This window comes from Microbacterium sp. F01 (assembly GCF_056156365.1).
In genome coordinates this window covers 3361398-3383090 of sequence record NZ_CM149592.1, presented here as the reverse complement: position 1 = coordinate 3383090, position 21693 = coordinate 3361398, and the positions used below count along the sequence as shown (strand labels likewise).

Below are 21693 nucleotides of genomic sequence, written 5' to 3'. Positions count from 1 at the left end.
GCGTGACCACGCTGCTAGCGGTCGGCGAGACGATGGCACTCGTTGTTCCTGCGACGCGCGAGCCTGTGGAGACGGCGGTGGACTTCCGCGTCGACGTCGGCGGCGCCGAGTCCAACGTCGCGATGCACGTGGCGGCGCTCGGACACCGTGCGCGGTGGTTCAGTAGGCTCGGCGACGATGAGCTCGGTCGCCGGGTGCTGACGCGGATCGAGTCGGTCGGGGTCGACGTTGACGGCGTAATCCTCGACCCGGCGCGTCCTACCGGACTGTACGTCAAGTCGCCAGGGTTCGGCGTCAACTACTACCGGCGGGGATCGGCGGCGTCCGCCCTATCCCGGTCGGATGCCGAAACCCTCTCTCTCGACGATGTCGACATCCTGCATGTCACCGGCATCACCGCCGCCCTGTCCGCCGATGCCGCCGGCTTTCTTGACAAGCTCATGGACTCTGCGCGTGCGGCGCGTGTCCTCGTGAGCTTCGATGTCAATCACCGTCCAGCTCTCTGGGAGCGCGGTGCCGACATGGCACTGCTCGGACTTTCACGCGCCGCCGATCTTGTCTTCGTCGGCCGGGACGAGGCCGAGAGCCTGTGGGGAGCAGACTCGCCTGCCGCGATCAGAGCGTTGCTGAGCGCGACACCTGAGCTCGTCGTCAAAGACGCCGACGTCGGTGCGACCGTGTTCACCAATCTCGGCACCGAGTTCGAACCGGCGCTCCGAGTGGACGTGATCGATCCGGTCGGCGCCGGCGACGCCTTCGCGGGCGGCTACCTCTCGGCACGGATGAGCGGCAAAGGCCTCTCAGCCCGCCTTCGCGCGGGACATGCACGGGCAGCCGTGACGCTCTCAACGACTTCGGACTTTCCGAGATAGGACATTGAACATGGCTATGTTCGTCGACGAGTTCGACGCGATCTTCGCCGGTGCACCGCTCATGGCGATTCTCCGAGGCATGGGCGTCGAGCGCTCCATCACGCTGGCCGAGACCGCGTGGGATCTGGGGATCGAAGCGGTCGAGATACCGCTGCAGACTGCGGACGACGCGCGAGCACTCGAGGCTGTCGCAGAGCGAGCATCGGTCCGCGGAAAGCTCGTCGGGGCGGGGACGATCATCTCCGCACCACAAGTGGTCCAAGCCAAGGACCTCGGCGCCCGGTACCTCGTATCGCCGGGCTTCGACTCGCGCCTCATCGGTGCGGCGCAGGCGGCCGGTGTGCCGCTGCTTCCCGGCGTGGCGACCCCGAGCGAAGTGCAGGCGGCTGTGGGGGAGGGCCTGCGCTGGTTGAAGGCTTTCCCTGCGAGCTGGCTCGGCGCTAGCTGGTTCTCGCTCATGAAGGGCCCCTTCCCTGACGTCCGCTTCGTGGCTACGGGCGGGATCGGCGCCGACAACGCACACCGCTTCCTCGATGCCGGAGTACGCGTCGTCGCGGTGGGCTCCGCGCTCGAGATATCCGATCAGCTTCCCCGACTCGCTGCGATCGTCGCGCGCCGCGGCCACTGAACCGACCATTCGCTCCTTGAACCGCCCAGTTGCAGGACACTCACAATGGAGATGACGTGACGTATTCCCCCGTGCCCATCCCGAGTCACTTCCCGAGCAAGCTCAAGATCTCGCTGTGGGACTTCTCGTGGTACACCCGCACAGGTCCCGGCGAGCCGTTCGAAGACCTGGATTCCGCGTTCACACAAGCGGTCGAGCGCGGGTACAACACCGTCCGCATCTGCGCCATGCCGTTCCTTCTCTTCCGGTCCGGTCTGGACACGTCGGCAGCGTCCTTCGGGCCGCTCGGTGGCCAGTACGGCCAGGGCACCCGCTGGTACGACGTCAAGCATCGGGTCGTGATGGATGCCCGTGAGCATCTTGTCCGCCTCTTCGAGGCGGCTGCTCGACACGATGTCCGAATCATCGTGTCGAGCTGGGAGTACCAGCAGAGCTCCTCGTTCTACGGCGATCGCTCCTGGTTCGATCGGTTACTCGCCGTTGCGCCGGAGGAGCGAGCGATCATGCTGGCCGACGCCCATGCTGACCTGTACGAGTTCGTCGCGGAAAAGGGCCTCGCGGACCGGGTCGCCTTCGTCGAACTTCACAACGAGGTGCAGTACGGCATGCTCACGGAGGGTCTGTCGCCGCTCGACGTGAATTTCGTCGTGCCCCTGAAGGAGCGTCTGACGGCAGGCCTCGATCGCTTTCACACCCGTCAGCCAGCCGTTCCCGTCACGGTGAACTACGCGCGTGTTCCCGTCGACGGCATGCGCGGCATCCCCGACAACATCGACGTTGCCGTCTTCCACCCGTACGTGTACGGCGTCCTCGGCGATCTCGCCGAGCGACTCGCGCTGCGCGACGAGATCGCCTTCAGCACTGAGCGTGCTCGGCCGTTCCTTCGATCGGGCGCACCGAGTTACGAGGAGTGGCAACCCCCGGCGGAGGACCTCTGGCGCAAGGACGCGACGATCGTGGGTAAACCCGAGATCTACGTCCACGACTGGTGCGACGCCGACGCCTGGGATCGATTCCTCTACGAGAATCACCAGCAGTTCCATCACATGATGCGGGCGAAGCTTGAGATCTGGCTCGATGTCGCGCGCGATTTCGCGGAATCGCGGGGTATCCCACTGGTGTTCGGCGAAGGATGGATCGGTTACACGCCGCTCAATACCTGGTACGAGGAGGGTCCGATCGGAACCGACTTGCATCGTGCCGCCGCCCGCAAGGCGCGCGACGTGGGAGCGTGGGGATCGGTCGTCAGCTCGAATGCGGCGCCGCAGCATCCGATGTGGGCGGAGGCCGACTTCCAGCGAGAATGCAACGCGATCTTCGCGTCACAGGTGAGCTGACACCGCTTCGGAGGGGGTCACCACTCCGCGAAGCTCCCGTCGTCGTGTCGCCATACCGGGCTGCGCCACGCGTGGCCTTTCACAGATGCCCGACGTACCTCCTCTTCGTCGACCGCGACCCCCAGCCCCGGGGCGGTGAGTCGCTCGATGTAGCCGGTGGAGAAGTCGAACGGGCTGGGATCGAGGACGTAGTCGAGAACGTCTGCTCCCTCGTTGTAGTGGATGCCGATGGAGTGCTCCTGAATCGCGTAATTCGGTACCGCGAATCCGATCTGGAGGCAGGCGGCCAGGGCGATCGGACCGAGAGGACAGTGTGGGGCGAGCTGCACGTCGAAGAGTTCGGCCAGGCTCGCGATCCGGTGAACTTCTGAGATGCCGCCGGCGTGCGACAGGTCGGGCTGTGCGATCGCGATACCCGCTTCGAGCACCGGCAGGAACTCGCGGCGGCCGTATAGGCGCTCGCCGGTTGCGATGGGGATGGTGGTCCTCTCCACGATGCGCTTCAAGAGACCGCTGTTCTCCGGGGTCACCGGCTCCTCGACGAACATCGGACGGAATGGCTCGAGCTCGGGGAGAAGGCGGCGCACGTCGGGGTAGCTGATACGCCCGTGGAAGTCGAGGCCGACGTCGTCCGTCGGCCCGAGCGCATTGCGCGCCGCGTCGACCCGCTGGACGACTGCATCCAGGTCGGCCAGGCCCGCGAGCGGTCTCATCCTCCCCGATGCGTTCATCTTCACCGCGGTCAGTCCCTGTGCGCGGCGCGCGGCGATGGCATCGGCGAGCTCCGCTGGCTCATCGCCGCCGACCCAGGCGTAGACCCGAACGCGATCCCGGACCGGGCCGCCGAGCATGGCGTGCACGGGGAGGCCGGCACATTTGCCTGCGATGTCCCAGAGCGCCTGATCGAGGCCCGCAACCGCTGAGGACAGGACGGGCCCGCCGCGATAGAACGAGCCTTTCGTCATGACCTGCCAGTGGTCCTGGATACGGAGCGGGTCGCGACCGATCAGGAGCTCCGCCAGCTGATCGACCGCCGTGCGCACTGTCTCCGCACGGCCCTCAACGACCGGCTCTCCCCATCCGACCACGCCGTCGTCGGTCTCGACCCGGACGAAGAGCCAACGCGGGGGAACCATGAACGTCTCGATCCTCGAGATCCGAATGATGATCGCTCCTTCTCGCCCACCCACCTGAGGCCCGACCCTGTCGCTCTTTCTAACTTGACAAGGTAATTCGTATGATTATATCGACTATGGGCGCTGATATGGTGATCTCGTGATCTACCCCGAACAGTCCCAAGGCTCCGACTCGCCGCTCGGCCAGCACTCGCGCGCGCTCGACGAACTGGGTGCCGCGATATGCGGCGGCGCGCTTCGCGAGGGAGAGAGCCTTACCCTCGAGGAGATCGAGGAGCGTTGTGGGGTCTCGCGGTCTGTCGCACGAGAGTCGGTGCGCGTGCTCGAGGCGTTCGGGCTCGTCGCATCCAAGCGGCGCGTCGGAGTCGTCGTGCGCGGGGAGGGTGAGTGGAACCTCTTCGATCCGAACGTGATCCGGTGGCGTCTTGCATCAGCTGGGCGCGCCGCCCAGCTCGCCGCACTCGTCGAACTTCGGGCCGCGATCGAGCCGGAAGCGGCGCGGATGGCGGCCGCGCGGGCGAGTCCCGGCGATGTCAGCGAGCTGATCGCGCTCGCAGGTCGGCTCTGGGCTGCGGGCGAGCAGGGCGATGACGCGCGTTTCCTCGAACTCGACGTGCAGTTCCACGCCATGGTCTTGGACCTCTCCGGCAACCCGATGTTCTCGCGGCTATCGGCGATGATCGGGCAGATGCTCGTCAGTCGGACCGAACACGGGCTGGTGCCCGACAGGCCGGCGCATGTCGCATTGCAGCTCCATGTGGACGTCGCGTCCGCCCTGCAGCGCCGCGACGGCGACATGGCATATGCCGTCATGCGTTCCCTGCTCGCTTCGGCTCTCGATGAGATCGATGCTCTGGCAAGCGATGAAGAATATGCGAGCAAGTAAAAGCATACGTATTTGAGATCGAACTTGATAACGTATCCTCATGAAGGATCTCGGTGCATCACTCGATCGTCCGACCTGCGACCTCGCGGCGGGTGACCTCCAGCGCGCGCCGAGTGCTCCGCCTCCGCTGAGCCGGCCCCTGCGCTACTTCGAGGAGTTCTTCCCGCTGCGGGGCGTCCTGCCTCCCCGCGCTGATGCGCGCTCCGATGCCCCTGCACTCTCGCTCGACGGCGAGTGGAGCTTCAGGCCTTCGTCGCGCGTCGACGCGGCAGTCGACTTCCTCGGATCGGTGGTGGACGCCCCGGGGTGGCGGCCCATCGTCGTTCCCGGTCATTGGCAGCTTCAGGGTTTCGGCGCTCCGATCTACACGAACCGCCTCTATCCTTTCCCGGTCGAGCCGCCGTACGTTCCGACGGAGAACCCGACGGGTGACTATCGCCGCTCGTTCGAGGTGCCAGCTGACTGGGATGTCGAGCGCTTCCTGCTGAGATTCGACGGCGTCGACTCGATCGCACGCATTTGGCTCAATGGCGACGAGATCGGCGTGCTCGCCGGCAGTCGACTTCGCAACGAGTTCGATGTGACCGAGAGCGTGCGCTCAGGCGTGCCGAACATCCTCGCCGTCCGTGTGCATCAATGGTCATCGGGGAGCTATCTCGAGGATCAGGACACGTGGTGGCTATCCGGAATCTTCCGCAGCGTGACGCTCCTCGGTCGTCCGGCCGGGTCCATCGACGACCACTTCGTCCATGCCGACTTCGACCATTCGACCGGTCTCGGAACACTCCGGGTTGACGCATCGACGGTCGCGCGCGTTTCCATTCCGGAGCTCGGCATCGACATGCGAGCCGGCGAGACCGCGTGCGTGCGTGTGGAGCCCTGGTCGGCCGAGATCCCGCGACTGTACACAGGAACGCTCGAGGCGGACGGTGAGTCGATCCGCCTGCGGATCGGCTTCCGGCGGATCGAGGTCATCGATTCGGTCATTCTGGCGAACGGTTCCCCCATCCTCTTCAGGGGCACGAATCGGCATGACTTCGATCCTGATCACGGTCGGACCGTGGCATCCGACGTCCTGCGAGCGGACGTCATCTTGATGAAGCAGCACAACCTGAACGCCGTGCGTACGAGCCACTACCCGCCGCCTGCTGAGTTCCTCGATCTGTGTGATGAACTCGGCCTGTGGGTCATCGACGAATGTGATTTCGAGACGCACGGGTTCTTCCCGATCGACTGGTTCGATCGGCTGGAGGGGAACCCGACCGAGGACCCGCGGTGGCAGTCTGCGCTCGTCGATCGGATGGCCAGGATGGTTGAGCGGGACAAGAATCATCCGAGCATCATCATGTGGTCGCTCGGCAACGAGAGCGGTACTGGCCCTAACCTCGGAGCTATGGCGCGGTGGGCCAAGGAACGCGACAGTTCGCGCCTGATCCATTACGAGCGAGACTGGTCGTGTCAGTACGTCGATGTGTACAGCCGCATGTACACAACACACCGCGACCTGGACCAGATCGGACGCGGCCAGGAGCCGCCCTTCCCCGACGACCGGCTCGACGCGCGACGTCGGGGCCTGCCGTTCATCGTCTGCGAATACGCCCACTCCATGGGGAACGGGCCGGGCGGCCTCAGTGAGTATCAAGAGCTCTTCGAACGGTATCCACGCCTGGCCGGAGGGTTCGCCTGGGAATGGATCGATCAGGGGCTGCGCCAGCGAACCGAAGGTGGGCAGGAGTATTTCGCATACGGCGGAGACTTCGGCGAAACCCGTCATGACGGCAACTTCATCGCCGACGGCGCCATCTTTCCGGACCGGACTCCCAGCCCGGCTCTCGTCGAGATGAAGAAGGTTTACCAGCCCCTGGATTTCAATATCGAGTCCGGCCAGGTCTGGGTGATCAACAAGCACGACCACCGCGGTCTCGACCATCTTGCGGTCGAGTGGGCGGTGAACGACGACGGTCGGGAGATCGCGTCCGGGACGTTCGATCTGCCGGAGGTTCGCCCAGGACAGCGGGTGCGAATCGGAGGCGTTCCCCGGATCGAGGCCACGGACGGGGAAGCGGTTCTCCAGGTCCGCGCGCTGCTGGCCAGGGACGAGCCCTGGGCAGCCGGTGGGCATGAGATCGGGTGGGCGGAAGTCGTGCTCGCACCGCGCTCCCTGTGCAAGCCGGCGACCGGTGCGCGTCCCGTACGGGCGGAGCGCTGCGGCCGGAAGGTGCTTGAACTCGGCCCGCTGCAGCTCGACGCGGTGACCGGCGACGCGACGATGATCGGCCATGTTGAAGTGGGGGCGCCACGCCTCGACACCTGGCGCGCCGTCATCGACAACGACCGTGCGTTCTCTTGGGTGCCGAACGAGCCGAAATGGCGTGAGATCGGTATCGACGCGCCCGTTCAGTCCGTCGCCGAAATATCCCTCGGCGACGACTTCGTCGAGGTGTCCGGTCGATTGGGATTCGCGGGCACCGATGCCGCGTTCATCACCTCGCTGCGCTGGACGTCTGACGGCGAAACCGTATCCCTTCAACTCCGCGCCCGCCCCACAGGGAGGTGGGATGTTCCATTGCCGCGATTCGGCCTGCGGCTGTCGATTCCCGCCGACTTCGCGCACGTGGATTGGTACGGCCCGGGCCCGGGCGAAGCCTACGCGGACAGTCGCGCCGCCGCCCGCCTCGGCAGGTGGACGAGGACGGTGGACGAGCTGCAGACTCCGTACGTGATGCCCCAGGAGAACGGCAATCGGATCGATGCACGTTCGCTGGTGATCCGACGTTCCGACGGGACCGGGCTGGAGATCCTGGGACATCCGGTCTTCGATTTCACAGCTCGACGGTGGACCACCGAAGACCTGGATCGGGCGAGTCACACGTCCGACCTCACGCCGTCCGATCGGGTCTGGTTGAATCTCGACCACGCCCAGACCGGCCTCGGATCGGGATCGTGCGGACCGGGGTCACTGCCCGAGCACCTGCTCCTTCCTCGTCCATTCGACTACACGCTGAGCTTTCGCGCGCTGGGGTGAGACGATCGCGCAGTAAGAGGGGGGATCGTCCGCGTCCCGACGGATCGTCCATGAAGGACCCGGATTCCCCCATGGCGCTAGCGGGAATCAGGGGAGAGACTGGTCGAACCGCTCTCGGAGGCGGGGCGACAGAAGAAGCCGTCGCGTTGGCGAGCTTCAGGCCAATCAAGGTCAACATGACAGGAACGGATAGCTCGGGTGTCAGACGAGGCGCGACTGGCGACTACGTGGCGTCCAGATTTTGACTCCGACGCGGCGTCGGTGCAGTCATTACTGAGCCGCATCGCCGAACGGGCAGCGTCCTGGCTGAGGTCCCGCCGCAACCCGGACGGGCCGGGGTTCGGCCTGTGTAGCGGCGCTTCCGTGCCGGTCGAACTCAACGCCACCACGGGCGGAGTCGAACTCTGGGTCATGCTCGGTATGCCACTCGGTGCCAGTGAGCGCGACGAGTGGATCGCCCACCTCGCCGCTCATCAGGTCGAGGAAACGGGCCTCGTGGTCGATCCGTCCTGGCGAGGCCGGCAGTTGACCGAGAACCTGGATCAGCTCACCCGAGGCGACAGCTTCTTCACGATGACGACCGCTGCCGCGCTCGAGGCGCTCGGCGCCCAGCTGTCGTATCCCGTGCGCTATCTCGCGAGATCGTCGATCGCCGACCTCGAGCAGCGACTCGACTGGGAGTGGATCGCTCACACACCCGACGGCGTCGGAGACTTCGCGCCCTTGGTGCGCCACAACGCTCACATCGATGTCGCGGGGGCCGACGTGCAGTGGGAGTGGATCAATCGGATGCTGGTGCCGGCGCAGGACTCCTCTGGCTTCTGGCCGAGGGGGCACGTCGGCGGCCCCCTCACTCCGCACATCAACCGCGCCTTCCACGTCCTGCGCTCGACGTGGAATCTGTCGGGACAGCCGATCGAGCATGCGGACGCCCTCGTCGACGCCTGCTTGTCGGCAGCGGGTGACGAGGACTACTACGGCTGGGACACCGGCTTCGCGTGCAATGACCTCGACCTTGCCCACGTGGCATACTCGGCCGCGGCGTGGACCGGTCACCGGCGCGAGGAGCTCGGCGACTGGGCGCGACAGGCACTGCCGCGCATTCTCCCGGTGGAGAAGCCCGGTGGAGGATTCTCGTTCCACCATCAGACCGCAATGCGGGAGCACGCCGGTATCCGCATGAGCTCAGGACGGGCCGAGGCCGACACGTGGGGCACGCTCATGTACCTGGGAGCCATCAAGATGATGGTCGAGATCGGATGGCCGGAACTCGAGGCGCCCTGGGCGTTCAGCAGAGTTCACGCGGTCCCAGTGGGAGGTCACAAGTGACGAACGCATACGAGTGGTGGAGCAACGCCCGAACCGGAATAGAGTCCGTTCGAGTGGGCACCGGGACGCGGATCGCACCCGGGGCGCGACTGGACGGAGCCTCTGGCCCGATCGAGCTAGGTGAGAACTGCGAGATCCATGAGGGGGCCCTACTCCTCCCGTATGGAGGCTCGATCAAGTTCGGCAACAATTGCACGGTGAATCCCTACACCGTCGTATATGGCCATGGCGGAGTGACGATCGGCGACAACGTGCGTATCGCGACCCACACCGTTATCGTCCCGGCCAATCACGTCTTCGAGGATCCCGACCGCCCGATTCATGAGCAGGGTGTGACGCGAGAGGGGATCACTATCGAGGACGACGTGTGGATCGGTGCAAACGTGACCATCCTGGACGGATCGCACATCGGTCGAGGCTGCGTAGTCGCTGCCGGCAGCGTGGTGCGGGGCACTCATGCAGCGATGTCCATCATCGGGGGAACTCCCGCGCGACTGCTCAAGGTCCGCGGACACGCCGCCAACCTCCGAGACTGAGGGGGAGCGCACGTCAGCCGGGCTGGCGGCGCACCAGCGCGCGTCGGGCCGTCGAGGCCAGCGGACATCGCGTCGGCGAGGTGGTGTGCGCGGTGAACCGTCGGCAGAATGCGCACCTGCGCGGACAGCTCTCGGCGTGACCTGAGAGTGCGCGTGCGTCATCAGTAACGCCCTGGGCCACACGGGACAGAGCTTTCCCTGATGGCGGTCGGGAAGCCGTCGACCGTTGACGCACAGTTGAAACTGTGGATAGCTGTGTGGGACAAGGCTTGCAGGAATCCTGCCTGAGCATCTACACTCGGGCTATCCCGCATGGGGGAAACGCTTTCCTTAGTGTGGGATACGTCACATTTCGAGCAGTGCGGCTCGAGGGGGCCTGAATATCAGGAGCCCCTTCGATCCCGATCGCGCCAAGGGAGGCACGATGACCGCCATCCACCCCGCATCACCCCGCGTTCGAGACGGGAATCACGAAGGGTATGGGCGTCTGAGGACGGCGATCCTCGTAGTTGTTGCGCTCGTGATCGGCCTGCTCGGCGCCGTCACCGGGCACTCACCTGCCTCGGCTGCGACGTCGAGCTACTCGTTCGACTTCGGTCCTGGGCCCGTGGCCACCGGCTACACGGGAGTCGCGTGCACAGCGGCCTATGACCAGACCAACGGCTTCGGATTCACGTCGTTGGTGGGAATCGACGGCAAGAACCGCAACACCTCGGATCCTTTGCTCACAGACTTCTGCTTCGGCAACTCGATCGACTTCGCTGTCGATCTGCCGAATGGCAACTATACGGTTCGCCTGATCGCTGGCGACCCAACGGCCACGCAGGGTCGAATCACCGCGACAGCCGAAGGCGAGACGGTTGTTTCGGGTGTCGGTGCCGCAACCGGCACCTATGTCGATCGGACTTTCAACACTCACCTGGAGGATGGGCAGCTCTCGCTGCACTTGGGATCGACTCCTGCGCGCATAAACGCGCTGATCATCACTCCGTTCGTCTGGGAGCCGGGACTGAGCCTCACCGACGATGGAAGTGGCTCCGTCGTGCTGAAGAACTCGAGTGTCTCCCTCCGCATCGCGACCAAGACAGCTGCGATCACCGCGCTCTACCACAACGGTGAGAACCCCACGCTCAACTACCTTCGAGGCGGGGGCGGCGAGTACCTCGCAAACTGGAGCATCGATGGTGTCACCAAGCAGCAGACGGTGAAATCCGCCACCCTCGGGGTGGTTCAGCAGAACGCCGAGCGGATCGAAATCGTACTCACGCAGGATGATCCAGCGATCTTGCCGTTCGCGCTCGAGATCCACATCGCACTCGACAAGGACTCTCAGGGGCTCTACTACTACACGGTGTACAGGTACACCGACGACATGCCTGCCGGTCTCACCATCCAGCAGCTGCGCTACGCGTTCAAGACGGACGCGAAGCTCTTCGACTCCTACGCGATCGACGACCAGCGCCAGGGTGTGGCGCCGCTGCAGGCAGACTTCGCACCCGAGGAGGTACAGGACGCCACATACCGTCTTCCCGATGGATCGGTGTACTCGAAGTACCAGCAGATCAGCGACGACGAGGGCTCGAACAGTGTGTTCGGCATCTATGGCGACGGGGTCGGACTTTCGCTGGTGCAGCCGAACAAGGACTGGATGCCGGGCGGGCCGACGCGGCAGGAATTGACGACGCACACCGTCGCCAGCGGTCAGATCCTGAACTGGCACGAGAACTCTCGCCACTATGGCGCAACCGACATCGTGCCGCAGCGCGGGTGGGAGAAGGTGTTCGGTCCGTTCTTCCTGCACGTGCAGGAGGGGGACTCGACCGCCAGCATGTGGGCGGATGCCCAGGCGAAGCTCGCTGAAGAGGTGGGTAAGTGGCCATATCGCTGGATCTCGGAGCCTCTCTATGCCGCCGAAACCCGGTCCGACGTGACTGGTCGCCTCAACCCCACGGCTGGAGCCAGCGCTAGCGGTGCATGGGTGATCCTGGCCGACCCGGGCGTCGATTGGCAGAGCTCCAACGGGTCGTATCTGTACACGGCTCAGGCGGATGCGTCCGGAACGTTCCGCATCCCCGCCGTCCGTCCCGGCAACTACACCCTGCACGCTTTCGTGGACGGCGTGCCCGGTGAACTCACCAAGGAAGGCGTCGTCGTCGGCGCATCGACCACACTGGCCTTGGGCAACGTTCAATGGAAGCTTGGAGCCCCCGGCCAGACGGTCTGGCGAATCGGCGTTCCGGATCGCTCTGCGGGCGAGTTTGCCGTGCCGGAGGGTGTCGCGTCGCCGGTTGCCGGACTCGAGCCGTGGCGTGAGTACGGCACGTGGCTTCAGTATCCCCTCGACTTCCCGAACGACGTCGACTTCCACGTGGGTGCCGATGACCCCGCGACGGACTGGCCGTACTTCCAGCCGATGATGAAGACGCCGGGCAATCCAGAGGAACTCAAGGTGCCGTACGACTCCTCGCCGACCACGCGCAAGATCACCTGGGAACAGAACGGCAACCCCAAGAAGGACGCGACACTCACGCTCGGCCTCGCCAGCGCCGTGTTCGCAAGCCTGGCAGTCGAAGTGAACGGCACGCGCGTTGCGACGTGGGAGACGATCCCCGGTCCGTCAGGCGACAACGCGCTCTATCGCCAGTCGGATCGAGGTCAAGCGCGAGAACTGCAGGTGCAGATCCCCGCGAACCTCCTGAAGAAGGGCACGAACGTGATAGCGCTGACACCAGCGGTCGTGCCGAACGCCGAGGGCTGGACGTCCGTGTATGCGAACGTCATGTATGACTTCGTGCAGCTGGATTGGAGTGCCGCCCGCTGATGAGCCGAGGTGAGTGGGCGCCGAGTATGCTCGGCGCCCACTCACCCGATTCGCGGTCGGAATCGGCGCCAGGGGCCCGCGCAATTTCACGGAGCCAGAGCGTCAACAGCGACAGCCGCTCGGCGACTGCTGCCCCGCACGACCAAAGTCCCCGGGAGGACATGGTGGTCCGCGCCGGAAGCGCCGCGCAACGCCAGTTCGACGACGAGCCGACCCGCGGCGCTGAGCGGGTGGGCGATCGTGGTCAACGCGGGATCCAGATCGTGTGCGATGGGCAGATCGTCCATCCCGCTCAACGCGATGTCGTGGGGGATCCGCAAACCGAGCCCATCGATGGCAGCGTATGCGCCCAGTGCCAGCCTGTCGTTGACGCAGAGGATCATCTGCGGCGCCGCACCGGTGACGCTCGCCGCGACGGCTGCCTCCGCGTCGTCGCTCTCATTGAGCGAGTGGATCACTCGGATGTCGGCTACTCCGGCCTCCTCGAGCCCGGCGACGATCCCTGCTGCCCGCAACCGGAAACTCTCGTTGGATTCTGGCCCTGCGAGCACAAGCGCCGTTGTGCCACCATTCGTAGTCATGTGACGGGCTACCGTCAGTCCGTCCTCGAAGTCATCGAAGCTCACCGTGGGGTACGGGAACACCGCGGGACCCATGACGACGACATCACCGGCGTCTTCGCGAACGAAGTCCCGGAGTTCGCTCTCGACCGCACTTCTAATCGTCGGTTCCGAGATCCATCCGCCCGTGAGGACGAGGGCGCGCGGCCTGAGCGAGCGCAGTACTCGCAGTGCCAAGAGCTGCTGTTCTGGCTCGACTCCCGCAGAGGAGACGGTCGTGGTCAATTCGGCTACCGTCGCAGCCTCTCCCGCGGCGATGGCAAGTTCAGCGAGAGCTTCCACCCCGAGTTCATCGGTGAGGATCGCAAGCAGAGTCTTCCGGCCGCGCATCGCGCTCGCGGCCGCATTCGAGACATATCCCACGCGCAACGCCGCTTCCCGCACGCGAGCATCCAGGTCCTCGCTGACGGGCTTGCCCCCGTTGAGGACGCGCGAGGCGGTCGAAGGTGAGACGTCGGCGGCCGCTGCGACATCGCTCAGCGTCACAGTCGATCTCGGTGTGCGAGCTTTCAGAGTGCCCTCCTGAACGGGGCGAGTAGGCGTGTGTCAGGATACCGGAGTGACCTCCGCTGACCTACCGCTGAGCCCGTCGGGACGGGCAGCGCGGGTGAGCCTGGAAGAGGTCGCAATCGAGGCCGGCGTCTCGGTCGCGAGTGCATCACGGGCCCTCAGCGGCGGTCCCGTCCGAGCGAGCCTGCAAGAGCGCGTCCAGATCGCGGCGCGGCGTCTCGGATACCAACCAGACCTCGCGGCCCAGGCCGTGGCACGTGGGGCGACGAAGACAGTCTCGCTGATCGTCGACTACCTCCGAAGCCCGTTCGGCGTCGAAATCACTCGCGGAGTCGTGGACGCCGCATCCCGGCACGGTCTGGTCGTCAACGTGACAGGCGGTGAAACCCATCCGGGCGACCTGCTGGAGATGATCGCGAGCGCACGCGCGCTGCGCCCACGGTCCCTGGTGCTCGCCACCGGGCGGGTGCAGGATCCGTCGATCCGCGCAGACCTGATCAAGTCGTTGGAGTCGTATCAGGCATCCGGCGGATCGGTGGCGATCGTGGATGGGCTCGACCTTCCGTTCGCGAGCTGCGCGTTCGATGAAGTGACTGCGGCGCACGCTCTCGGGCGTGAGCTTGTCCGCCTGGGCTACCGCCGGCCGCTTGTCTTCAATGCGTCGTCCGAGCGGTCCGACCTCGCCGGACGAACTCACGCAATCATCGAGGGATTCGTTCTTGCCGGACTGGAAGAAGCAGCAGTCCGTTTGTCCGAGCTCACCAGCGATCAGTCGACGCTCTCCGCAGACAGCGAGCTGCTCGAGCTCGGCGACGCGGACGTCGTGCTCTGCGTCGAGGGGACGATCATCCCGGCGGTGTATCGGCACATCCGGTCGAGAGGACTTCGGGTCGGCGCGGACGTCGCGGTCACGGCGTTCGGTCAGTACGGCTTCGCCAGCGCCCTTCGGCCGCACCTGACCACGGTGATGCTGCCGCTGCGGCGAGCCGGCGAGCTTGCACTCGAGCACGCGCTCACCGACACGCGGGGCGAACACCTGTCACTGCCCTGCAACCTCCGGATCCGGGCCAGTTCCCCGCAGCGAGTGGGAGTCATTGCTCCACCTGCTGGTGCTGGTCCTCACCCGCGGCCGAACTCGCACCGCCGGGGTATCGTCGCCATCGCGGTACCGCCGCTTCCCGACGCGGAAACGGGGGAGATCATCCGGGTACTGTCCGCGATGGCCGGCGACAACGGGTACGAATGCGTGATCGCAAGCCAGCAGATGCTCCTGGCAACAGATGGTGCGGTAGATCCGAACGTGATCGACGCCGTGCTGGTCTGGGGGCCGCTGAGCGGTGAGCTCGCAGGGCGTGCGCGCGCCGCCGGTATTCCATGCGTCGCCGTCGATCAGCCGAGCACGATCGACGCTGTCCAGCTCTCCGTGGAAGCAACCGAGGGCTTCCAGCGACTCCTGGAGCATATCTATGCGCTCGGTCACCGTCGGATCGCCTACGTCCCAGGAGCGGACCTGGATCCGCTGGAGACGCAGCGCCGATGGGGCATCGACCTCTTCACCGCAACCCACGGCGACGTAGCAGTGCGAACGCTCAGCCACAGCGGGGAGGTCGCTGCAATCACGGTGAGCAACGTCCTCGAGGAGCGTGAGACCGTTGTCGTCGCGCACAGCGATGTGATGGCTGCCCGGCTCGTGCGGAGCCTCTCGGAGCGCGGACTGCACGTGCCTCGAGATCTCAGCGTGGCCGGGTTCGGCGGTGGATGGGCTGCGGAACTGAGCGATCCCCAGCTGACCACCGTCAAGGTTGATAGTGGGGCCATCGCCCGTGCAGCGTGGCGCATGCTCGACGACGGCGCTGAGCCGGGAGAAGCTCGGTCGGTCAGCGCCGCGCTTCTCGTCGGAAAGAGCACCGGACCCGCACCAGTCGTCTGATGTGGTGCCGGCCCGGCTACCTCAGGAGCTGGATGCCGAGGTCAGAGACGAGAACCGGCCACCCGGTGTCCAGGGAGCGGTTGCCCGCAATCCCGACGGCGATCGACTGAATACCGTCGCGCCAGCTCGCCGGCCTCGCGAGAGGGTCATCGCCCGCGCCGATGAATACGTCTGCGAGCAGGATCGCATCGCCGCCGCCATGTCCTCCTGCCTCCGACACGATGGGCACCTCTACGGCCGCCTCCCAATGGCGCTGCAGAAGCAGGCGTTCGCCCTCGGGCCTCAAGGAACCAGAGGCATCCGCTGCCGTCGCGCTCGGGTCCAGAAGACCCTCGCCCTCGAAGACCACACCTCGCTCGACGACATCCAACTCCACGCGCCCGGCTGTGCCGTTCACAGCGACCCGATAGCCCTCCCACGGTGCATGTGCATTCAGGGAGTAGCTGAGCGTTGCCCCGGAGGTGTAGTCGACGATGAGTGCGAGGTTGTCCTCGATCGTGATTCCCTCACCGAACACGTCGAGGTCGCGAATGTATCCGTCGTGTGCCTCGGCGTCGAGGTACAGGCTCTGCAGAAGGGGGTGCTCGCGAAGGTCGAGCTCGAACGCGCCACGAGCGCCATCGTGGGTCCCCCGAGCGGGGCTGGGAGCCAGCCCACGAGCTGCCGCGTTGCGGTCGCCGTAGAAGCGGAGCCCACCCGACGCGAAGACGCGACGCGGGGTAGACCGGATCCACCAGTTCACCAGGTCGAAGTGATGGCTCGACTTGTGCACCAGCAGGCCGCCGGAGTTCGCCTTCTGCCGATGCCACCGCCGGAAGTAGTCCGCCCCGTGCTTGGTGTCCAGCATCCACTGGAAGTCGATCGAGGTGACCTTCCCGATCAAGCCGTCCTGGATCACCTGCCGCAGCGCGCTGTTGCGCGGCGAGTAGCGGTAGTTGAAGGTGAGCAGGACCTCGCGGCCGGTACGCCCGACTGCCGCTTCGATCGCTGCAGCGCTCTCAGCATCGATGGTGAGGGGCTTCTCGACGATCACATCGACACCCGCCTCGAGTGAACGGATGATCAGCGGTGCATGGAGATCGTCGCGCGCCGTGATGATGACCCGGTCGATCCGATCGGCCCGGATCATCTTCTCGAGGTCGTCGGGATGCCACACGGTCGGCGCGGGCGCACCCGCGCCGACCACGCGAGACACAGCATGCTCGGCTCGCACGGGGTTCGGTTCGCAGATCGCGACGAGCTCAGCGACATGCGCGTACGTGTTGCCGATCGCGTCTGCGTACAGCTGCGATCGGCTGCCAGCACCCACGATGGCGTAGCGGCGAATACTCACGTGACATCCTAACGATTTGGGGACAGCGTTCTCAGGAAACGTTTTCTGAAGTCAGTATATGTGAGACTGAGCGTCTCGCAAGAGAGTGCAGACGTGGTCATCCTTTTGGGTCACCCACGTGATTCAGCCAGAAAGGCTGCCAAGATCACGATGACGCAACGGCTCGGACAACGATTTCAGAATCTGGTTGCCAACTTGCGAGGTCGTGGTGTACCGTAACCAGGCAAGCGCTTTCCATCCGGGGAAGCGTCAAGACCGCAAACACAGCAAGACGAACGTGCAGCGGGCATAGCGAACGCAGACGTTCCAAGAGAGGACAAGGATGTTCAGCAAGAAGCGGGCACTGGCCGTCGCCGCAATCGCGGCCGGCACTGCCCTGGTGCTCGCCGGCTGCGCCGGCGGAGGAAACGATGACGCCCCGGCGACGGCCCCGACGCTCGATCCCGACGAGAAGGTCACGCTGACCCTCGCGTTCTGGGGCAACGACGTGCGCGCGGGCCTGTACGACGAGGCCATCGCCGCGTTCGAGGAGGAGTACCCGAACATCACGGTCAACTCCTCGTTCCTGGACTTCCCCAGCTTCTGGGAGAAGCGTCAGACCGAGGCCGCCGGCGGGAACCTCCCCGACGTGATGCAGTTCGACTACTCGTACCTGCGCCAGTACTCCGAGAACAACCTGCTGCTCGACCTCGACCCGTACCTCGGCAACATCATCGAGACCGACCCGCTGCCGCAGAACATTCTGGACATCGGCGTCGTCGGTGGCGTGACCACCGCGATCCCGACCTCCACGAACGCGTGGGGGCTGTTCACCAACCCGGTCTTCCTCGAGAAGGCGGGCGTCGACGACTTCGCCGGTGGCAGCTGGGAGGACTACGCCGACTGGATGGGCGAGGTCACCGACGGTGCCGGCGGCGAGTTCTACGGCGGTACGGACTACACCGGCCGCATCCAGAACTTCGAGATCCAGCTCCGCGCGGAGGGTTCGTACCTGTTCAGCGAGGATGGCGAGCCCGGCTTCGACGAGAAGCGCCTCGCCGAGTTCTGGGAGTCCGGAGCACCGCTGCGTGATGGCATCACGGTTCCGCAGCAGCAGCTCGAGGAGGTCTTCCCGAAGGGCGGCTTCGAGACCGGCAAGACGGCGAGCGAACTGTCCTGGGACAACTTCGGCGCGGGCTACCTCGCCGGCCTGGGCGAGGGCTACACCGAGCTGAATCTCATCGCTCCGCCTGTGACCGAGGAGGGCGCGAAGGACCTGTACCTGAAGCCGTCCATGCTGCACGCGATCTCGGCTAACTCCGAGCACCCGGAGGCGGCGGCGACGCTCGTCAACTTCCTGATCAACTCGCCGCAGTCGGGTGAGATCTTCGGCACCAACCGGGGCCTGCCGGCCTCGGAGACCGCACTCGAGGCTGCCGCGCTGGATCCGATCAGCACGCAGATCAAGGACTACGAGGCCTCGATCGCCGACCGCCTCGGCGACGCCCCGCCGGTGCCGATCGTCGGCGCCGGAAGTCTGGAAGAGAAGTTCCGTCAGCTGGGCGTCGAGCTCGGATTCGGAACGATCACGGTGGATGACGCGGTCTCGCAGTTCTTCTCCGAGATGGACGTCGTCCTCAACCAGTAATAGACGGCACCCGAAGGGGGAGGCCCGCCCTTTGTCCCGGGCCTCCCTCGCCGCCGAACGGCCCGTGTGTGTGCGGGTGTGGTGCCCCGAAGTGGACCGTTCGGAACGGGGCGTGGGGGTTGTCCGTAGCCCCCACGCCCTTCTTCATCCCATGTCGAGGCCCTCGGTCTCGGCCCTATCGCAGGAGTGTCGACGTGAGTACCACAGCGACCAGAGTCATCGTGACCGGTGAGAAGTCCTCACGTCGGTCCCTGTTCCGCAAGCGCCGCTCGGAACAGGCAACTCGTCCCGGCGCCCGAGGGCGCGCAGTGCGGGAGACGCTGACCGGCTACGGCTTCCTCATCCCGTGGCTGGTTGGGTTCTTCGGTCTCACGCTGATCCCGATGGCGTACTCGCTGTACCTGTCGTTCACCAGCTACAACATCTTCAGCCCGCCGAAGTGGATCGGGCTCGACAACTACATCCGGATGTTCACGAACGACCCGGCGTTCATCCAGTCCGCGCAGATCACCCTGATCTACGTGCTGGTGGGCACCCCGATCATGCTGGCCGCCGCGCTGGGGGTCGCGATGCTGCTGAACTACCGCGACAAGGGCGCGGGGTTCTTCCGCTCCGCGTTCTACGCCCCCTCGCTCATCGGCGGCTCGGTCTCGGTGGCGATCGTGTGGCGGGCGATGTTCGCCTCCGACGGTCCGGTCGACACCGCGCTGTCGTCGATCGGGATCGACCTGGGCGGCTGGGTCGGCAACCCTGCGCTGGTGCTGCCGATGATGATCCTGCTCGCGGTGTGGATGTTCGGCGCCACCATGGTGATCTTCCTCGCCGGCCTGAAGCAGATCCCCAAGGAGCTGTACGAGGCGGCCGAGATGGACGGCGCCGGCCCCTGGTACCGGTTCCGTGCGGTCACTCTGCCGATGCTGTCGCCGGTGATCTTCTTCAACCTGCTGCTCGGCCTGATCGGCGCGTTCCAGGTGTTCGCGTCGGCCTACATCATCAGTGGCGGTACCGGCGGTCCCGCCGGCATGACGAACTTCATCACCCTCTACCTCTACAAGCGCGGCTTCAGTGACGGGCAGATGGGCTACGCGGCCGCCATCGCGTGGGTGCTGCTGATCGTCGTCGCCGTCATCGCCTTCATCCTCTTCCGCACCCAGCGCAGCTGGGTCCACTACGCCGGAGACAACCGATGAGCACCACATCCTCGTTCGGCGAGAACGCCCTCGTCCTCACCGAGAACCAGGTCGACCCCGACCAGAAGAACGCCCCCGCCGTCGCCCGTCGCCGCGTGAAGCGCAAGACGTGGCAGACCGTGATCTGGTTCGTCGTGCTGATCGCGGTCACCGCGGTCGTGCTCTACCCGCTGGTCTGGCTGTTCCTGTCCACGTTCAAGCCCAACAGCGAGTTCGGCTCCAACATGGGCCTGCTGCCCGAGAACCCCACCATCGCCAACTACACGAAGGTCATGGAAGGCATCGCCGGCGTGCCGATGTGGCGGTTCTTCCTGAACAGCTTCATCATCGCCGCGGGCTCCGTGATCGGCATCCTGCTGTCGTCGTCGCTGGCCGCGTACGCGTTCTCCCGCATCCAGTTCAAGGGCCTCAGCATCCTGTTCGCCGCGATGATCGGGACGCTGCTGCTGCCGTTCCACGTCGTGATCATTCCGCAGTACATCCTGTTCAACAATCTGGGGCTAGTGGATACGTTCTGGCCCATCCTGCTGCCGAAGTTCCTCGCCACCGAGGCGTTCTTCGTGTTCCTGCTGGTGCAGTTCATCCGCCAGATGCCGCGCGACATGGACGAGGCCGCCCGCATCGACGGCGCCGGGCACTTCCGGATCTTCTGGTCGATCATCCTGCCGCTGATCAAGCCCGCCCTGATCACCTGCTCGATCTTCGCGTTCATCTGGGCCTGGAACGACTTCCTCGGACCCCTGCTGTACCTGACGAGCCCCGAGAACTACCCGCTGCCCATCGCGCTGCGCCTCTACAACGACCAGACCAGCGTCAGCGACTACGGCGCCACCGTCACCGCGTCGTTCATCGCCCTGATCCCCGTCCTGCTCTTCTTCCTCGTGTTCCAGCGCTTCCTCGTCGACGGCGTCGCCACCCAGGGACTCAAGGGCTGATCGTGACCGCACCTTCCACTCCCACCACAGCCACCCTTTCGAAAGGAACAGAATTGTCAGAGCCGACGCAGATCATCCCCGGACAGCTGTTCGTCGATGACCGCGGTCACGTCGCGCAGCTGCACGGTATCGGTCTGCAGCGAGTCGGAGACCGATGGTTCGCATGGGGCGAGGACAAAGCGGCAGGAGATCGCTTCACGGCCATCGCGTGCTATTCCTCGCACGATCTCGCATCATGGCGCTATGAGGGCGACTCGCTCGTGGCCAGTGCCGGCGAACTCGCTCCTGACCGCATCGTTGAACGCCCCAAAGTCCTCCCTCATCCGGACGGCTACTGGGTCATGCTGGTGCACCTCGACACCGCCGAGTACGAAACCGCGCGAGTCGGCTACGCCGTCGCCGACAACCCCGTAGGTCCCTACGAGTTCCGCGGCAGCGAGCGTCCTCTCGGCAACGAATCGCGTGACATCGGCGTCTACCAGGAGGGATCCACCGCATACCTCCTGTCTGAGGATCGGCAGAACGGACTCCACATCTACCGGCTGCGCGAGGACTATCTCGCCGCGGCCGAGATCGTGGCGACTCTGCGTCAAGAAGATCGGCCCGAATGGGGATATGAGTCGCCGACACTCGTCAAGCACGATGGCACCTACTTCTTCTTCGGCTCCGACCTCACGTACTGGAACATGAATGACAACAAGTACGCGGTCGCGCCCGAACTGAAGGGGCCCTGGTCTCGCTGGCGCAACATCGCGCCGGCCGGCACCAACACCTGGGAATCGCAGGTGAGCGTCGTTGCGCCGGTGGGCGACGGCTATGTCTACATCGGCGATCGCTGGACCCCGGACGACCTCAAGTCGTCGCCTCCCGTCTTCCTTCCGCTGCGCATCACCGGTGACCGCGTCGACCTGGAATGGCGGGATCAGTGGAGCATCGCCGAACTCCTGCCGTGACCTGGCCGGCGACCGCTTCACCGAC

16 protein-coding genes are annotated in these 21693 nt (G+C 65.4%); 13 read left to right on the top strand and 3 right to left on the bottom strand.

The window, feature by feature from the left end; all coding sequences use genetic code 11:
- The first annotated feature begins 2 nt into the window (after window positions 1-2).
- Genes ACVN90_RS15610 through ACVN90_RS15600 form a run of 3 tightly spaced genes read left to right on the top strand, consistent with a single transcriptional unit; the run spans window position 3 to window position 2837 of the window.
- Entirely contained in the window at window positions 3-872 is an 870-nt protein-coding gene (locus tag ACVN90_RS15610; protein ID WP_475099126.1) for a sugar kinase, read from the top strand.
- Window positions 873-882: 10 nt separating this feature from the next.
- Entirely contained in the window at window positions 883-1500 is a 618-nt protein-coding gene (locus ACVN90_RS15605) for a bifunctional 4-hydroxy-2-oxoglutarate aldolase/2-dehydro-3-deoxy-phosphogluconate aldolase (protein WP_475099125.1), read from the top strand.
- Window positions 1501-1556: 56 nt separating this feature from the next.
- On the top strand, window positions 1557-2837 hold the full coding sequence (locus ACVN90_RS15600) for a cellulase-like family protein (protein WP_475099124.1): 1281 nt from the start codon (window positions 1557-1559) through the stop codon (window positions 2835-2837).
- A 17-nt stretch (window positions 2838-2854) separates the two neighbouring features.
- On the opposite strand, the gene dgoD is transcribed toward ACVN90_RS15600, so the two are convergent.
- Window positions 2855-4000, bottom strand: coding sequence for a galactonate dehydratase (gene dgoD / locus ACVN90_RS15595; RefSeq protein ID WP_475102138.1), 1146 nt, complete (start codon window positions 3998-4000; stop codon window positions 2855-2857).
- A gap of 112 nt (window positions 4001-4112) precedes the next feature.
- On the opposite strand from dgoD, the gene ACVN90_RS15590 reads away from it, so the two are divergent.
- The 5 genes from ACVN90_RS15590 to ACVN90_RS15570 all read left to right on the top strand — a co-directional run bounded on the left by ACVN90_RS15590 (window position 4113) and on the right by ACVN90_RS15570 (window position 12570).
- A complete protein-coding gene (locus tag ACVN90_RS15590; RefSeq protein WP_475099123.1) occupies window positions 4113-4859 on the top strand; it encodes a FadR/GntR family transcriptional regulator in 747 nt (248 codons plus the stop codon).
- 40 nt (window positions 4860-4899) lie between these two features.
- Window positions 4900-7884, top strand: coding sequence for a glycoside hydrolase family 2 TIM barrel-domain containing protein (locus ACVN90_RS15585; protein WP_475099122.1), 2985 nt, complete (start codon window positions 4900-4902; stop codon window positions 7882-7884).
- 363 nt (window positions 7885-8247) lie between these two features.
- Complete coding sequence (locus ACVN90_RS15580; protein WP_475099121.1) at window positions 8248-9213, top strand: hypothetical protein; 966 nt, start codon at window positions 8248-8250, stop codon at window positions 9211-9213.
- Between the two features lie 197 nt (window positions 9214-9410).
- Window positions 9411-9749 (top strand): acyltransferase, encoded by a 339-nt coding sequence (locus ACVN90_RS15575; protein WP_475099120.1) that lies wholly within the window; start codon window positions 9411-9413, stop codon window positions 9747-9749.
- 424 nt (window positions 9750-10173) lie between these two features.
- A complete protein-coding gene (locus ACVN90_RS15570; protein WP_475099119.1) occupies window positions 10174-12570 on the top strand; it encodes a polysaccharide lyase family protein in 2397 nt (798 codons plus the stop codon).
- 86 nt (window positions 12571-12656) lie between these two features.
- Here ACVN90_RS15570 and ACVN90_RS15565 read toward each other — a convergent pair whose 3' ends face one another.
- Window positions 12657-13676 (bottom strand): LacI family DNA-binding transcriptional regulator, encoded by a 1020-nt coding sequence (locus ACVN90_RS15565; RefSeq protein ID WP_475099118.1) that lies wholly within the window; start codon window positions 13674-13676, stop codon window positions 12657-12659.
- A gap of 121 nt (window positions 13677-13797) precedes the next feature.
- Here ACVN90_RS15565 and ACVN90_RS15560 point away from each other — a divergent pair, with 121 nt between their 5' ends.
- Window positions 13798-15630 (top strand): substrate-binding domain-containing protein, encoded by a 1833-nt coding sequence (locus tag ACVN90_RS15560; protein WP_475099117.1) that lies wholly within the window; start codon window positions 13798-13800, stop codon window positions 15628-15630.
- A 16-nt stretch (window positions 15631-15646) separates the two neighbouring features.
- On the opposite strand, the gene ACVN90_RS15555 is transcribed toward ACVN90_RS15560, so the two are convergent.
- Window positions 15647-16963, bottom strand: coding sequence for a Gfo/Idh/MocA family protein (locus ACVN90_RS15555; protein ID WP_475099116.1), 1317 nt, complete (start codon window positions 16961-16963; stop codon window positions 15647-15649).
- 322 nt (window positions 16964-17285) lie between these two features.
- Between ACVN90_RS15555 and ACVN90_RS15550 the strand changes: the two genes are divergently transcribed.
- From ACVN90_RS15550 to ACVN90_RS15535, 4 genes are all read left to right on the top strand, one after another.
- Entirely contained in the window at window positions 17286-18590 is a 1305-nt protein-coding gene (locus ACVN90_RS15550) for an ABC transporter substrate-binding protein (protein WP_475099115.1), read from the top strand.
- A gap of 194 nt (window positions 18591-18784) precedes the next feature.
- Window positions 18785-19780 carry a carbohydrate ABC transporter permease gene (locus tag ACVN90_RS15545; protein WP_475099114.1) on the top strand — a complete coding sequence of 332 codons (996 nt, stop codon included), beginning with the start codon at window positions 18785-18787 and terminating at the stop codon, window positions 19778-19780.
- Window positions 19777-20715 (top strand): carbohydrate ABC transporter permease, encoded by a 939-nt coding sequence (locus tag ACVN90_RS15540; protein ID WP_475099113.1) that lies wholly within the window; start codon window positions 19777-19779, stop codon window positions 20713-20715. The genes ACVN90_RS15545 and ACVN90_RS15540 overlap by 4 nt, the downstream gene beginning before the upstream one ends.
- Window positions 20716-20768: 53 nt before the next feature.
- Window positions 20769-21668 carry a family 43 glycosylhydrolase gene (locus tag ACVN90_RS15535; protein ID WP_475099112.1) on the top strand — a complete coding sequence of 300 codons (900 nt, stop codon included), beginning with the start codon at window positions 20769-20771 and terminating at the stop codon, window positions 21666-21668.
- Window positions 21669-21693 lie beyond the last annotated feature (25 nt).